The 13,698-nt window shown below is 69.0% G+C and carries 13 protein-coding genes and 1 other annotated feature; of the genes, 4 read left to right on the plus strand and 9 right to left on the minus strand.

Annotation, left to right across the window (positions count from 1 at the left end; translation table 11 throughout):
* Window positions 1-139: 139 nt before the first annotated feature.
* Window positions 140-1,285 carry a DUF748 domain-containing protein gene (locus BMW75_RS01685; protein WP_092575883.1) on the plus strand — a complete coding sequence of 382 codons (1,146 nt, stop codon included), beginning with the start codon at window positions 140-142 and terminating at the stop codon, window positions 1,283-1,285.
* A 24-nt stretch (window positions 1,286-1,309) separates the two neighbouring features.
* Here BMW75_RS01685 and BMW75_RS01690 read toward each other — a convergent pair whose 3' ends face one another.
* The 6 genes from BMW75_RS01690 to BMW75_RS01715 all read right to left on the minus strand — a co-directional run bounded on the left by BMW75_RS01690 (window position 1,310) and on the right by BMW75_RS01715 (window position 7,731).
* Window positions 1,310-2,068 (minus strand): alpha/beta hydrolase family protein, encoded by a 759-nt coding sequence (locus tag BMW75_RS01690; protein ID WP_092575885.1) that lies wholly within the window; start codon window positions 2,066-2,068, stop codon window positions 1,310-1,312.
* Complete coding sequence (locus BMW75_RS01695) at window positions 2,055-3,185, minus strand: DUF3182 family protein (protein ID WP_092575888.1); 1,131 nt, start codon at window positions 3,183-3,185, stop codon at window positions 2,055-2,057. The genes BMW75_RS01690 and BMW75_RS01695 overlap by 14 nt, the downstream gene beginning before the upstream one ends.
* 7 nt (window positions 3,186-3,192) lie before the next feature.
* Window positions 3,193-4,194 carry a lysylphosphatidylglycerol synthase domain-containing protein gene (locus tag BMW75_RS01700; RefSeq protein WP_092575890.1) on the minus strand — a complete coding sequence of 334 codons (1,002 nt, stop codon included), beginning with the start codon at window positions 4,192-4,194 and terminating at the stop codon, window positions 3,193-3,195.
* On the minus strand, window positions 4,191-5,381 hold the full coding sequence (clsB, locus tag BMW75_RS01705) for a cardiolipin synthase ClsB (RefSeq protein WP_092575893.1): 1,191 nt from the start codon (window positions 5,379-5,381) through the stop codon (window positions 4,191-4,193). Before clsB ends, BMW75_RS01700 begins: the two co-directional genes overlap by 4 nt.
* Window positions 5,378-6,145: an endonuclease/exonuclease/phosphatase family protein gene (locus BMW75_RS01710; RefSeq protein ID WP_092575895.1), complete on the minus strand. Its 768-nt coding sequence runs from the start codon at window positions 6,143-6,145 to the stop codon at window positions 5,378-5,380. The genes clsB and BMW75_RS01710 overlap by 4 nt, the downstream gene beginning before the upstream one ends.
* Window positions 6,146-6,264: 119 nt before the next feature.
* Window positions 6,265-7,731 (minus strand): SulP family inorganic anion transporter, encoded by a 1,467-nt coding sequence (locus tag BMW75_RS01715; protein WP_092575897.1) that lies wholly within the window; start codon window positions 7,729-7,731, stop codon window positions 6,265-6,267.
* Window positions 7,732-7,822: 91 nt separating this feature from the next.
* Window positions 7,823-7,875: a sequence feature (sul1 is cis-regulatory element that is thought to sense ions involved in sulfur or methionine metabolism; They are found in Alphaproteobacteria), on the minus strand.
* A gap of 203 nt (window positions 7,876-8,078) precedes the next feature.
* Between BMW75_RS01715 and BMW75_RS01720 the strand changes: the two genes are divergently transcribed.
* Window positions 8,079-8,288, plus strand: a complete 210-nt coding sequence (locus BMW75_RS01720) for a hypothetical protein (RefSeq protein WP_092575900.1) — start codon at window positions 8,079-8,081, stop codon at window positions 8,286-8,288.
* 434 nt (window positions 8,289-8,722) lie between these two features.
* Entirely contained in the window at window positions 8,723-10,300 is a 1,578-nt protein-coding gene (locus BMW75_RS01725; protein WP_092575902.1) for a TerC family protein, read from the plus strand.
* Window positions 10,301-10,303: 3 nt separating this feature from the next.
* Here BMW75_RS01725 and BMW75_RS01730 read toward each other — a convergent pair whose 3' ends face one another.
* From BMW75_RS01730 to BMW75_RS01740, 3 genes are all read right to left on the minus strand, one after another.
* Complete coding sequence (locus BMW75_RS01730; RefSeq protein WP_092575905.1) at window positions 10,304-10,834, minus strand: hypothetical protein; 531 nt, start codon at window positions 10,832-10,834, stop codon at window positions 10,304-10,306.
* 213 nt (window positions 10,835-11,047) lie between these two features.
* On the minus strand, window positions 11,048-11,686 hold the full coding sequence (locus BMW75_RS01735; protein WP_092575908.1) for an FMN-dependent NADH-azoreductase: 639 nt from the start codon (window positions 11,684-11,686) through the stop codon (window positions 11,048-11,050).
* Window positions 11,683-12,141: a GNAT family N-acetyltransferase gene (locus tag BMW75_RS01740; RefSeq protein WP_092575910.1), complete on the minus strand. Its 459-nt coding sequence runs from the start codon at window positions 12,139-12,141 to the stop codon at window positions 11,683-11,685. Before BMW75_RS01740 ends, BMW75_RS01735 begins: the two co-directional genes overlap by 4 nt.
* 110 nt (window positions 12,142-12,251) lie before the next feature.
* Here BMW75_RS01740 and BMW75_RS01745 point away from each other — a divergent pair, with 110 nt between their 5' ends.
* Window positions 12,252-13,676, plus strand: coding sequence for a MocR-like pyridoxine biosynthesis transcription factor PdxR (locus BMW75_RS01745; RefSeq protein WP_092576286.1), 1,425 nt, complete (start codon window positions 12,252-12,254; stop codon window positions 13,674-13,676).
* Window positions 13,677-13,698: the final 22 nt, after the last annotated feature.

Below are 13,698 nucleotides of genomic sequence, written 5' to 3' on the forward strand. Positions count from 1 at the left end.
GGCCATTGATGAAAGATTGCGCATCCCGGACGATGCTCGGGTTGCGCCGCGCGCCGCGCGTCGCTATGGTGCAGGGAAGGCGGCGCGCATCGTGCCGCTTTCCCACCCAACGCTTTCCCACCCAAATTCGGAAGCCACAATGAGTTCGAATGCAGCCGCCGCGCGCGGCCGGTCGCGCTGGGGCACGGCCCTGGCCATCCTGCTCCTGATCGCCGCGGTGCTCGGGGTCCTGGCGCTGGCCGCGACCCGCGTGGTCGAGCAGCGCATCGCCAGCATCCTCGGGCCGCGCGGCCAGGTCGGCAATGTGCAGGTCGGGCTGCGGCAGGTCGTGCTGACCGATGTCGCCGTGACTGGCGCCTCCGGCCAGCCGGGCGCGCGCGCGCGCCGCGTCGAGCTCGAGCCGGAATGGACGGCCTTCCTGCGGCGCGAGGCCGTGTTCAAGCGTATCGTCGTCGAAGGCTTCGACTTTGCCGTCGTGCGCAGTCCGGATGGCGCCATGCAGATCGCGCCGGCGTTGCAGGCCGCGCTTCGGGCGGGCGATGGCGGCGAAGGCAGGTCGCGGCGCGATGGTCCCGTCCACGTCGATGAATTGATCCTGCGCGACGGGCGCCTGGAATACCTGGACGGCGCGGTGTCAAAGCCCCCGCACCGCATTCCCTTCACTGCGGTGCAGGCGCGCCTGCAGCCGCTGGTGATTCCGGGCGACGGCTCGGCCAGCGACATGGCATTCAGCGGCACCGTCCAGGACAACCGCAACGGCGAGGCGACCGTGCGCGCGCAGGGCAAGGTCGTCGTGGGCGGCGCGGACGCCGACATGACCGTGGCGGCGCGCAATATGGATATCCGCTACGCCGCGCCGTACCTGGCCGAGAATGGCGCCGGATCGCTGTCGGGCGGCTCGATGGACCTGGACATGAAGACCTCCATCGTCGAGCGCGAGTTGAAGGCGGCGGGCACCGTCGCGCTGCACAACCTGAAATTCAGCGGGGACGGCAGCCTCTTCAGCCTGCCGCGCAAGGCGGTGTTGGCGGCGCTCAAGGACAAGAGCGGCACGGTGCGCTTCGAATTCGCGCTGTCCGGACGGCTGGACAATCCAAAGTTCTCGGTCACGCGCGGCTTCTCGGCCCAGGTCGCGCAAGGCTTCGGGCATGCCATCGGCGTGGGCGCGGAGGGCGCCGCCGAAGGCGTCGCGGGTGCGGTGAAAGAGCTGGGCAACGCGCTATCGGACCTGTTGTCGCCCGAGAAGTCGACGCCGGAGAAGTCGACGCCAGAGAAAAAGCCGTGAACCGTCTGCGCCGCGGCGCCCGGTTCAAGGCACCGGCCGTGGCCGCCCGACGCGCGCGCCCATGACCATCTCGGTCACCCAGTTCACCAGAATCGACGTGTAGGCCTGCTGCGAGGCCTTGTCGCTCAAGGCATGGTCCGCGCCGTCCAGGATGCGGTGGGTCAGCGAATGCGAGCGCCGGAAAGCCGACCGATAGCTCATGATCGTGGAGTGCGGAATGTAGATGTCATGCTCGGCCTCCACGATGAGCACGTCGCCCGTGAACGTGGCGCAGGACGCCAGCGCGCGGTTGCTTTCGGGTTCGACGTGGGTGTTGCGATAGGCGCGCAGCGTCTCGCGGTTGAGCTGGTTCTTGGGCAGCATCCATTCATCGTCGCGATACAGCGCGGGCACGTGCAGCGCCAGCCAGCGCACGCGGCGCAGCCCGCTCAGGATGGCGGCCAGGTAGCCGCCGTAGCTGCTGCCCACCACCGCCACCGAGCCGCTGTCGAGCGACGGGTGGGACGCCAGCCGGTCGTAGGCCGCCATGACGTCGCGCAGGTTGTCGTCGCGCGAGACCTGCATCTGCTGGGCCTGCGTGGCGGCGTGGCCGCGCAGGTCAAACGTCAGGCACACGCAGCCCAGGGCCGCGATCCCCTTGGCCCGCGCCAGGTCGAATTTCTGGTCGCCGCCCCAGCCGTGTATGAACAGCACGCCCGGCACCTTGCTTTCGGGCGTGAGAAACGTGCCGGCCAGGTGCTGGTCCGCCACTTCGATGTCGATCGAGTCGCTAAGTGCGGCCATGGGTTTCCTCCAGGATGCCCCCCGATTTGGTGATCATACCGACGGTGGAATCTTCGCCTCGGTACACGTGGTGCTGCGAGGTCGGCTCGGGCTCGTTTGGCCCGTAGCGTTCCCGCGTGAACGCCGCGACGCACTTGAGCGATGGCGACAGCCTGAAGGCCTGCAGCGCGGCGATCTCGGCGATGCTGGCGCCGCCCGCGCGCCAGGATTGTTCGAGCACGCCCGCGCGGGGCGCGCCCTGGGCATTGCGGCCGATGGCGACGTCGTAATTGCGGCGCGACGCAAAAAATGCCGGATAGGCGGTGGACACCGCCGTGTCGTATCGGCAGGCCAGATCCACGGCTTGCCGTTGCTCGCCGGACAGGTCCAACGCCCGCAACTGGTCAAAACCGCCGCGGGCGAGCATCAGCGTCGAACCGCCATAGACCGGCACGCCGTTGTTGTCCGGGGTCAGGCACTGCGTTCCGACATACGACGCCTCCAGCCTGCCCACGCGCACCCAGCCGACGCTGTAGGTTTCGATCTGCGCCAGGTCTTCTTCCAGCACCAGGCCCAGCCGGCGCACCGACGCGGCGTCCTGACCGGCCAGCGCGGCCTGCAGTTCGCGCGTGTCGCGCACGACGATCTGGCCGCGGCCCGCGGTGGCGTCGGCGGGCTTCAGCCGCAACGCTCCATGCCTGAGCAGCCGTTCGCCGGCCCGATGGGCGTCGTCCAGCGTAAAGGCGCTGAATCCGGGCAGGACGACCTCGCTCAGCGTCTCGCCCAGGCTGCGGACCCAGCCCTGCGGCGCCTTGGCCTGGGCGTCCACCAGGCCATGGGTGATGGTCTTCGTGGCCACGAAGGCGTGCGGAGTCACGCCGCCGAACAGGTCGGCGGCGCGCGCGATGCCCAGCTTGCTGGCGCGGGCCAGGCTCGTGATGCTGCGGTCCGGCACGTAATAGGGCGGGGGCTCGCCGCGGTTGCGCGTCGGCCGAAAGCCTGGCGTGAAACGCCGGCCCAGCAGCGCCGCCAGCCGCAAGGCCAGGGCTTCCTGGGAAGCGATTTCGTGTTCGGATGCGCCAGCGCGCCGCGGATAGGCGGCGACCGTGCCGGATGCCTGGGTTTGCGGATGACTCATAGGGGCCTCAAAGCGAACGCCGCGCCTGCGTGGGGGGAGCGGCCTCGTCCTTGCGCCGCCGCAAGCCCAGCCGCAACTCGATCAGGGGATAGGCCGCCAGCGCCAGGCACAGCGGCGCCAACGCATACACCGCGCGGTACGCCAACGCGGCGCCCAGCACCTCGGTCGGCGGAATCTGCGAACCCAGCGCGGCCACGAAAATGGCTTCGGTCGTGCCCAGCCCGCCCGGCACGCGCGTGATGACCGACGCGAAACTGGTGCACAGCAGGATGCCCAGCACGGCCGGATAGCTCGCCTTGCCTTGCAGCAACACGTAGACGATGGCCCCCATGATGGACCAGGACAACGCCGCCACGGCGCACTGGGCCACCGCCATGCGCACACGCGGCAGCGTGATGTGGTGCCCCATCCAGGTCACGCTGCGCTGCTTCGCCCGCGCGCAGGTCGCCACATAGGCGATACCCAGCGCAAGCAGCCCCACGCCCAGCAGGCGCAGCATGCCTGAACCGATTTCCCAGCCTTGCGGCACCGGGACCACGCCCAGCGCGAACAGCGCCCCGGCCAGCCAGGCGTAGCCGATCCAGTTGGAGGCCGCCGCAAACAGGGCCACGCGGGTCGCGACGGACTTGCGGCAGCCCAGCCGCGTGTACAGGCGCAGGCGCGCACCCAGCCCCCCGACCAGCACGCCCAGGTTCAGGTTCAGCGCGTAGCTCAGCATCGCTACGCCCAGCGCCTTGGGCGCGGGCAGGTTGTGGCGCGTGTACTTTTTGCCCAGCAGGTCCAGGCTGCCGTAGGCCAGGTAGCCCGCGACCACCAGCCCGCCCGCGATCGCGATGGTCTGGCCCGGGATCTTGCGCATCGCGACCCAGACCTGCGGCCAGTCCACCGAGCGGCCGAAGTAATACAGCAGGGCGGCCACCACGATCAGCACCAGCACGGGCAGCACGCGCTTGATGCGGGGCCAGCGACGGCGCAAGGCCCGCATGGGCGACGTATGGAGGATCTTCATGCCGTCTCCCGGCCCGTGTCTGGCGTGACCGTCTGCAAGTGCGGCTTGTGCGCGGGCAGGCTGCCGGCCCAGGCGGGGAAGCGCCGCAGGAAGTGGAACACCACCACGCCCAGCCACAGGCGGCGCAGCCGACGCCGCGAATTCTTGGGCATTTCCACCGGCCGGCAGTCCTCCGCGATCAGCCGGTCCAGGCTTTGGCGCAGGTCGGCGTTCAGCGAGGCGTCGCGCACCACCACGTTCGCCTCCAGGTTCAGCGCGAGGCTCAGGGGGTCCAGGTTGCTGGAGCCTATCGTCGACCAGTCGTCGTCCACGCACGCCACCTTGCCGTGCAGCGGGCGCTTGCAGTATTCATAGATCTGCACGCCCGAGTCCATCAGGTAGTCGTAGAGCATCGACGCCGCCAGGCGGGCGACGAGCACGTCGGGTTCGCCCTGCAGCAGCAGCCGCACGCGCACGCCGCGGCGGGCCGCTTTGACTAGATCGCGCAACAGGTGGTAGCCGGGAAAGAAATACGCATTGGCGATGAGCACGTCGGACCGCGCCGAGCGCACGCCCGCGCGGTAATAGCGTTCGATGTCGCTGCGATGGCTGTCGTTGTCGCGCACCACCAGCCGGCCGCCGCCATCTCCGGCGGGCAGGGGGTCCAGCCGCGCCGGGCGCCGCCGCAACCGTCGCCGGCCTTCGCCCAGCGCGGCGCGCGCATAGTCGGCGATGTCGGCCGCCAGCGGCCCTTCGACCAGGACCGCATAGTCCTGTTTGGCCTCGGGACCGTAGTCGGGCAAGTGATCCGCCGAAAAATTGATGCCGCCGATGAATGAGCGTTCCCGGTCCACCGCCACGATCTTGCGGTGCATGCGCCGGAAGACGTTCGTGCGCACACCCAGAAAGCGCGGCCGCGGGTCGAACACATGAAAGCGCACGCCGGCCTCGGTCATGGCGCCGATGAAGGCGTCGCTGAGCTCGTCGGACCCGTAACCATCCACCAGAAGATCCACGCTGACGCCGCGTCGGGCGGCCCGGATCAGGGCTTGCTGGATTTCCTGGCCGACGGCGTCGTCGAACAGGATGAAGGTTTCCACCAGCACCTCGCTCTGCGCGGCGTCGACGGCCTCCACGACGGCAGGAAAGTACTCCGTGCCGTTTTCCAGCAAGGTATATCGGTTGTTTTCACGCCAGCCGAGGTTCATAGCGCAATCTCCGCGCAGATAGGCACATGATCGGAAAGGCGCGACCACACGCGAGACGCCAGCGGCACCGGCTGCCAGTCGCGCACGCCGCGCACATAGATGCGGTCCAGCCGCAGCAGGGGCCAGCGCGCCGGGAAGGTCCGGGCGGGGCGGCCCAGCCGCGAGGTGAACACCTCGCGCGTCCCGCAGTCGCGCATCAGCGTGTCCGCGCGCAGGCGCCAGTCGTTGAAGTCGCCCGCGATCAGCAGCGGCTCGTCTTCCGGCACTCCGTTAGTGACCAGTTCGCACAGCTGGCGCAGTTGCGCGCCCCGGTGGCGTTCCAGCAGGCCCAGATGCACGCAGATCGCGTGCACCGGCGAAGCGAGGGACGGCGGGCGCAGTACGCAGTGCAACAGCCCGCGGCCTTCGTGGCCATCAACGCTCACGTCGTGGTTCTGATGGGTTTCGATCGGATAGCGCGACAGGATGGCGTTGCCGTGGTGGCCTTCGGGATAGACGGCGTTGCGGCCGTAGGCGTAATCCGTCCACAGCGTGTCGGCAAGGAATTCGTACTGCGACTGGTCCGGCCAGGACTCATGCCTTTCCGCATGGGTCTGGTGTTCGCCCAGGACCTCCTGCAGGAAGACCACGTCCGGCGCGGCGGTGCGCAGCGCTTCACGCAGATCGTGCAGCATGAAGCGGCGGTTGAAGCTGGTGAAGCCCTTGTGGGTATTGACCGACAGCACCGTCAGCGTCGTGGCGTCGATGTAATGCGAAGCGGGCATGAAAACTCCGGCGGTTACGATCTGCCGGATGGAGCAAGCGGCGTGCCCGCCACGTAACAAACTATGTGCGCGATCGGCTGCGGCCGCGCGCGTGGGTGCGCGGCCGGCCCGGATCTGGCCTAATGCCCCGCGTTGGCGCCCGGCTGCGCGTAGCGGCCGACCAGGGTCGCGCTGGCCTGATTCAGTCCCACCACGTCGACCTGCCGGCCGGCCCGGCGCAGCTTGAGCGACACTTTGTCCAGTTCACCCACGGCCGAAATGTCCCAGAAATGCGCATCCGTCAGGTCGATGACGACGCGGTCCACGGCCTCATGGAAGTCGATCGCTGCGGAAAACCGGGACGCCGACGCAAAGAAGACCTGCCCCGAGACCCGGTAGGTGCGGGTGCGGCCATCGTCGGACAGCGACGTGCCGATGGCGAGCAGTCCTTTCACCTTGCTGGCAAAGAACAGACCGCTCAGCACCACCCCGACCAGGACGCCGCGGGCCAGATCGTGGGTCCACACGACCACGGCCACGGTGGCCAGCATGACCACCGAGGACTGCCAGGGGTGCGAGCCCAGGTTGCGGATCGATCGCCAGTTGAACGTGCCGATCGACACCATGATCATCACGGCCACCAGCGCCGGCATGGGAATCTGCGCCACCAGCGGGCCGAGCGCCACGATCAGGAACAGCAGGAACACGCCGGCCACAAAGGTGGACAGGCGGGTCCGGCCGCCGGCGCGGACATTGATGACGGACTGCCCGATCATGGCGCATCCGCCCATCCCGCCCAGAAAGCCCGTGACGATGTTGGCGATGCCCTGGCCCCTGCATTCGCGTCGCTTGTCGCTGGGCGTATCGGTCATGTCGTCGACGATCTGCGCCGTCATCATCGATTCCAGCAGCCCGACCGCCGCCATCGTCAGCGAGTACGGCAGGATGATGCGCAGCGTCTCCAGCGTGAAGGGCACGTCCGGAATCATGAACGCGGGCAGGGTGGAGGGCAGGGCGCCCATATCGCCCACCTTGTTGACGTCCAGGCCGGCATAGATGGACACGGCCGTCATCACGATGATGGCGACCAGCGGCGACGGCACCGCGGTGGTAAGCCTGGGCAGCAGGTAGATGACGGCCAGCGCGGCCGCGACCATGGCGTAGGTGATCCATGTCACGCCAATCAGCTGCGGCAGCTGCGCCATGAAGATCAGGATGGCCAGCGCGTTCACAAAGCCCGTCACCACGGAACGGGACACGTACTGCATCAGCAGGTCCAGCCGCAGGAAGCCGGCCACGATCTGCAACAGCCCCATGAGGACCGTGGCGGCGAACAGATAGCCGATGCCGTGCTCGCGCACCAGCGGCGCGACCAGAACGGCCACGGCCGCGGTCGCCGCCGAAATCATGCCGGGCCGCCCGCCCGTGAACGCAATGATGAGCGCGATGGAAAACGAGGCATACAGCCCCACGCCGGGGTCCACGCCCGCGATGATCGAAAAGCCGATGGCTTCCGGGATCAGGGCAAGCGCGACCAGCACGCCCGAAAGAATGTCTGCGCGCGGATTGGCCATCCATTCGCGGCGCAATCTGGAAAGAACTGTCATGGATTTGGGTAAGTTGAATTGAGCAAGCGGGGCGTGGTCGCGCTGCGCGGCGTGCGCGTCAGGGTTGGGCGAGCGCCCTGGGGTGCTTGAGGGTTGTCCGAGGGATAGGCGCCCGGCCGAGCCACCCGGCAAGCCGGGTCCATCCAACACCGCGACGGCGTCGCGGCCGCGCATCCGTTGCGGATGCGGCGACCGTGATTGTACCTGCGTCGTATTTGCGGGATCCCCAGCCAGGGCTCAGGCACGCGACTTGCCCCTGGGTGCCTGCCGATCCCGCGTCAGGGCGACGCGCCAGGTTCCTCTGGCGTGGCCGCCGCCGGGCCACCGTTGCCGATGAAGGAGCCATCATGAAGAACCGAAAGATGTATCTTTGCGCCGCTGCGCTGACCTGCCTGCTCGCCACGTCCGTGTCGGCGCAAACCGTCGAGAAAACGCTGGTCGCCCAGACCAAGACGGCCGAGGCGGATGTCCGCAAGACCAGCCAGCCCAAACCGGACCATCCGGCCGGGCAGCGCGAAAAAGTGGCGAAGGGCAAAGAGGGATGCGCCGTGACCTGACGCCCCAAGCCGCCACCGCGCGGGACGGGCCCGGGGCCGTCCCTTCGGGCGGCGATCCGGCCGGGTCCGCGCGGGCGGATTTAGATTTCAGGTAGTATTCAGTTTCCTGTAAGCAAGAGAGCACGGCGGAGCGTCCGGCCTTGTGCTGCCCCGGCAGCCCGGCGCCATCCGCCATCTATGAACGACGACCCCCCTCCTAGCAGGGCGCCGCATCCTGACTGCCGGCGCCCGACGCCCCCTCCCGATTTTGCCGCGGCAAGCGATGCCTGCCCGCGAGCCGTTCCCCTCATCGCCATGGCGGCCACCCCGCGCCTGGGCGGCCGCGCGCCGCCGCGCCCGCTGGCGCCGCTGACTGCGCGGCACGCATTCGACATGTCCCTTTTCCGCCGTCGCGCACCCGTTGCGCGCGGCCTCACGTTTTCCGTGGAAACCTGATGATTTTCGACTGGATGTCCGACCCCACCGCCTGGCTTGGCCTGGCGACGCTGGTCGTGCTTGAGATTGTGCTGGGTATCGACAACCTGGTGTTCATCGCCATCCTGGCGGACAAGCTGCCGCCCGAACAGCGCAACCGCGCGCGCCTGATCGGCCTGACGCTGGCGCTGGTGATGCGCCTGGGCCTGCTCGCCAGCATCGCCTGGGTGGTGACCCTGACGGCGCCGCTCTTTACGGTATTGGGCGCGGAAATCTCCGGACGGGACCTGATACTGATCCTGGGCGGGGCCTTTCTGCTCTTCAAGGGCACGATGGAGCTGCACGAGCGCGTCGAAGGCAGCGCCAGCCATGACTCGGCGCAAAAGCCCCAGCACGCCGTCTTCTGGCAGGTCATCCTGCAGATCGTGGTGCTGGATGCCGTGTTCTCGCTGGATTCGGTCATTACCGCCGTGGGCATGGTGCAGGACCTGAGCATCATGATGATCGCCGTGGTCGTGGCGATGGCCGTCATGATGGTCGCCAGCCGCCCCTTGATGGCCTTCGTCGGCCGCCACCCGACGGTGGTGATCCTGTGCCTGGGCCTTCTGCTGATGATCGGCTTCAGTCTGGTGGCCGAGGGCCTGGGCTTCCATGTGCCCAAGGGTTATCTGTACGCGGCCATCGGCTTCTCCATCCTGATCGAGCTTTGCAACCAGCTCGCCCGCCGCAACCGCGCCCGCGGCACGCACGCCTTGGGCCGCCGCCAGCGCACGGCGCAGGCCGTGCTGCGCCTCTTGCGCGGCGGACGCGCCGGCCAGCCGATGTCGCAGGTGGATGATGTCGTGGCCCTGGTCGACGGGGCGGGCGACGAGCCCGCGTTCGCGCCGGAGGAAAGCTCGATGATCGAGCGCGTGCTGTCCATCGGCGCCCGCGACGTGCGCGCCATCATGGTGCCGCGCGGCGACGTGATCTGGCTCGACGTGGCCGACACGCCGGACCGCATCGTCCGCAAATTCTCCAGCGGGCACTCGCGCCTGCCGCTGTGCGCGGGCGATCCGGCCAACGTGCTGGGCGTGCTGCACTTCAAGGACGTGCTGCCGCTGCTGCAGAACCCGGGGCCGATCGACCTCGTCGAACTGGCGCGCGAGCCGCGCTACGTGCTGGAGACCACGCCCGTGCTCAAGGTGCTTGACGAACTGCGCGCCTCGCGCGACCACATGCTGATCGTGGTGGACGAACACGGCGTGTGCGAGGGCCTGGTCACGCCGCTGGACGTGCTGACGGCGGTGGCGGGCGACCTGCCCGAACACCGGGAAGACCTGCCCGAGGCCTTGCAGCTGTCGGACGGTTCCTGGCTGCTGGGCGGGCGCCTGTCGGTGGACGAAGCCGCGCGCCTGCTCGCTGCGCCGGCGCTTGCCGACGACTATCCCGATGCCACGCTTGCCGGTTGCCTGCTGCGCGCGGGCGGCCGGATTCCGGACGCGGGCGACATCGTGATGCTGCGCGATTGGGGCTTCGAAGTGACGCGGCGCGATGGCCTGCGCATCGACCAGGTCCATGCGCGCCCGCGCCAGCCGGAGCCCAGCGCGGCCGATTGATGCTCAGCTGCAGATGCGCCGCCACGGCGACCGGTTCACCGGGCAATACCCCGGGCACCGCGTCGCCACGGCCTTGCCGCTCAAGCATTGCGCATTCGACTCGGTAAAGCCGTACTGCATGTTGCCGTAGCACCCGCACAGCTCCAGCACGGTGCCGGGCGGATGGGGCTGGGGTTCCGGCGCAAGCTTGGCGGCCGGCTTTGCGGACGGGTTTGCGGACGACTTTGCGGCGGGTTTGGACCCGCTGGCGGACGAGGCCGCGGGCGAGGGCGGCGCCTCGGCGGCAGGCCGGGTCGGGGCGGGCGGCGGGGTCTCGGGCTGCGCCCGCTTGGACTTCGCGTCGCCCGTGCCCAGGCGGTCCTTCACGGCCGCAACCGTCATGCCGCAGCGCTTGGCGATCGTCGCCACGCTGCGCCCCGCGTCCGCCATCCCACGCAGGGTCTTGTCGCTGCATGCCGCCTGCGACGCGGCAGGGACCAGCAAACCCAGCCACAGCAGCGCGCACGCGATGGTTCCTGACCTGCACAGCGTCATGACACGCCTCCCGCACCTTGGTGCGCCGGGGCAGGACGACACCCCTGTTGGACCGCAAGTGCGGCCTAGCGTAGAGCGGCTAAATCGTGGGTGTCAATGCGGCGCGATCGTATCGCCAGAATGGGTTGCGCCTGCCCCCGGCGGCAGGGCAGGCGGCCGCCATCCGGCTGGTATCCGCGGGCAGCCGGACTGCGCGGTGCGGCCGCGACGCGCTCAGGCGGTCATTTCCGGCACGGCGGCCGCGAACGGAATGCGGTCCAGCGCAAGCGCCGCCTCCCGGCGGGCCTGCGCGAGCCACTCGGGACCGCGCGCGGTGCCTTCCACGGCCAGGAACGTCACCTGCGTCAGGCCGATGGTGGCCAGCACGTGCCGTAGATAGGGCGTCAGGAAGTCGGGTTGCCGCGCATCGTCGCCCCGGAACGCGCCACCGGAGGCAATCGCCACGTAGACGGGCCGGTCCGCCAGCAGGCCCACCTTGCCCTGCGGCGTGATGTGGAACGTGTTGCGCACGCGGACGACATGGTCCAGCCAGGCCTTAAGCGCCGAAGGCACGGTGAAGTTGTGCATGGGCGTGGCGATCACGATATGGCTGGCGTCTTCCAGCATCCGGATCATGTCGTCGGACGCCTTCAGCGACCCGCGTCCGAGCACGTCGGCGCCGGGGTCCGCGGGCGCGGCCAGGGCGCTCGCATAGTCGCTGTCCGCATGGGCGAGGGCAGTGGCATCGACCTCGACCACGTCCAGGCCGCCGGCCGGGCGGGCCTGCAGCAGGCGCTCGACGATGCGCTGCGACAGCCGATAGCTTTCCGAGTCCAGCCCCCGCGGGCTGCAACGGATGCGAAGAATGCTCATGAAGTGGTTCCTTTCAAGGGTTTGCTGAACCGGATGGCGCTGGTCAACAGGCCCTGCCGGAAGTAAAAGCGCTGCGCCAGCGCGTTGCCCAGCCCGGTATCAAGTACGAGCCGGGCGCAGTCCGTGGCCCGCGCCAGATCGTCCAGTGCGCCGAGCAACTGGGCGCCCCAGCGGCTGCCGCGCGCGGAGGACTCGACCACCAGGTCGTCGACATACAGGAAGCGGCCGTAGATCAGATTTTCCTGGTAGCGGTAGCCGGCCAGCGCCACCGCGCGCCCGTCGTTTACCGCGGCCAGCAAGCGATAGTTTTCGCGGTGCATGCGGGCCAGGCGCTGGACAAATTCGTCCGCGTCGGCCAGGTGGGGCCGCAGTTCCTGCATCAGCGGCAGGCAGGCGCGCCATTCGTCCGGGGATTCCAGGTGGCGCAAGGCCGCATGTGGGGTGGGCGTGTTCATGGATCAGTACCGATAGTCGGGGCAGCGAGGAAGCGCTGCAGCAGATGTACGAATCTTAAAAAGCGCATGCCATAATTTGAAGGGCCATAAATATGCTTTTGGACTATGCCATGATCGCTGCCACCCCCGACGGGCTGCATTCGGTTTCCGAGACCGCCGCCCACCCGCTCTACCGCCAGGTCTACGAGCGCTTTCGCGGCGCCATCGCCGAAGGCACGCTCAAGCCCGGCGACCGCATTCCGTCGGCGCGCGCCCTCGCCAAGGAAATCGGCGTGGCGCGCGGCACCATCGAGGTCGCCTATTCGCTGCTCGCGGCCGAAGGCTATATCCAGGCGCGCGGCCAGGCCGGCACCATCGTGTCGCCCAACCTGCAGCCGGTGGCGCACGCCGCGCCCGCGCCCAGGGCCCGGCCCGCTGAGGTCCAGGAGGACAACTGGCAGCGGCCCGCCGCGCTGATGCCCTTCCAGATGGGGCTGCCCGCGCTGGACGCTTTTCCGCGCAAGATCTGGGCGCGGCTGGGCGCGCGGCACCTGCGCGCGATGCAGCCGCCGGAGCTGGGCTATCCCGATCCCGCAGGCCTGCTGGCGCTCAGGACGGCGACCGCCGCCTACCTGCAGGTGGCGCGCGGCATCCAGTGCAGCCCGATGCAGGTGTTCATCACGTCCGGCTACCACCACACCATGCAGCTCATCATGCAGGCGCTGTTCAAGCCCGGCGATGCGGTCTGGGTCGAAGACCCGGGCTATCCGCCCACGCGGGCGCTGCTGGCGCAGGCCGGCATGCAGGCGGTGCCGGTGCGCGTGGACGCCGACGGTCTGGTGGTGGAGGCGGGCATCGCCCTGGAGCCGCGCGCCAGGGCGGCGGTCGTGACGCCTGCGCACCAAAGCCCGCTTTGCCTGTCACTGTCGCTGCCCCGGCGCCAGGCGCTTCTGGATTGGGCCGAGCGCAGCAGCGCGTGGATCGTCGAGGACGACTACGACGGCGAGTACCGCTACGTCGGCCGTCCATTGCCCGCCTTGAAAAGCCTGGATCGCCAGGGCCGCGTGCTGTATTCGGGGACGTTCAGCAAAGTGCTGTTTCCCGGCCTGCGCCTGGCCTACCTGGTCGTGCCCGAAGAGCAGGCGCCGCGATTCGATCGCCTCTGCCGGCTGCTGGCCGGCGGCGCGCCCGCACTGACGCAGGCGATCCTGGCTTCATTCATCAACGAGGGCCATTTTGGGCGCCATATCCAGCGCATGCGGCGGCTGTACGGCGAACGGCGCAACGCGACGGCGGCGGCCCTGTCCGCCGTGCTGGGCAACCGGCTGCGCATCGATCCCCAGCCGGGCGGCATGCATCTGGTGGCGCGCCTGGAGGGCTATCACACCGACCGCGCGCTGGCGGCGCGCATGCTCGAAAACGGCCTGTACGCGCACGCCTTGTCGCGCTGGTCGGCGGCCCCCGATGCCCGCTCCGGCCTGCTCATGAGCTTCACCAATATCGCGTCGGCGCAGCAGGCGCAGGACCTGGCCCGGCGCATCCTGCCGCTCATGTGAGCGGACAGGGGTGAACGGAAAG

It is taken from the genome of Achromobacter sp. NFACC18-2, from assembly GCF_900108985.1.
GTDB lineage: Bacteria > Pseudomonadota > Gammaproteobacteria > Burkholderiales > Burkholderiaceae_B > Achromobacter.

Excerpts from the sequence above, each read along its gene's own strand:
- BMW75_RS01745 (WP_092576286.1), top strand. The coding sequence starts at position 12,252 with ATGATCGCTGCCACCCCCGACGGGCTGCATTCGGTTTCCGAGACCGCC.
- clsB (WP_092575893.1), bottom strand. The coding sequence starts at position 5,381 with ATGAACCTCGGCTGGCGTGAAAACAACCGATATACCTTGCTGGAAAAC.
- BMW75_RS01715 (WP_092575897.1), bottom strand. The coding sequence starts at position 7,731 with ATGACAGTTCTTTCCAGATTGCGCCGCGAATGGATGGCCAATCCGCGC.
- BMW75_RS01710 (WP_092575895.1), bottom strand. The coding sequence starts at position 6,145 with ATGCCCGCTTCGCATTACATCGACGCCACGACGCTGACGGTGCTGTCG.
- BMW75_RS01695 (WP_092575888.1), bottom strand. The coding sequence starts at position 3,185 with ATGAGTCATCCGCAAACCCAGGCATCCGGCACGGTCGCCGCCTATCCG.
- BMW75_RS01690 (WP_092575885.1), bottom strand. The coding sequence starts at position 2,068 with ATGGCCGCACTTAGCGACTCGATCGACATCGAAGTGGCGGACCAGCAC.
- BMW75_RS01740 (WP_092575910.1), bottom strand. The coding sequence starts at position 12,141 with ATGAACACGCCCACCCCACATGCGGCCTTGCGCCACCTGGAATCCCCG.
- BMW75_RS01720 (WP_092575900.1), top strand. The coding sequence starts at position 8,079 with ATGAAGAACCGAAAGATGTATCTTTGCGCCGCTGCGCTGACCTGCCTG.
- BMW75_RS01700 (WP_092575890.1), bottom strand. The coding sequence starts at position 4,194 with ATGAAGATCCTCCATACGTCGCCCATGCGGGCCTTGCGCCGTCGCTGG.
- BMW75_RS01685 (WP_092575883.1), top strand. The coding sequence starts at position 140 with ATGAGTTCGAATGCAGCCGCCGCGCGCGGCCGGTCGCGCTGGGGCACG.
- BMW75_RS01730 (WP_092575905.1), bottom strand. The coding sequence starts at position 10,834 with ATGACGCTGTGCAGGTCAGGAACCATCGCGTGCGCGCTGCTGTGGCTG.
- BMW75_RS01735 (WP_092575908.1), bottom strand. The coding sequence starts at position 11,686 with ATGAGCATTCTTCGCATCCGTTGCAGCCCGCGGGGGCTGGACTCGGAA.
- BMW75_RS01725 (WP_092575902.1), top strand. The coding sequence starts at position 8,723 with ATGATTTTCGACTGGATGTCCGACCCCACCGCCTGGCTTGGCCTGGCG.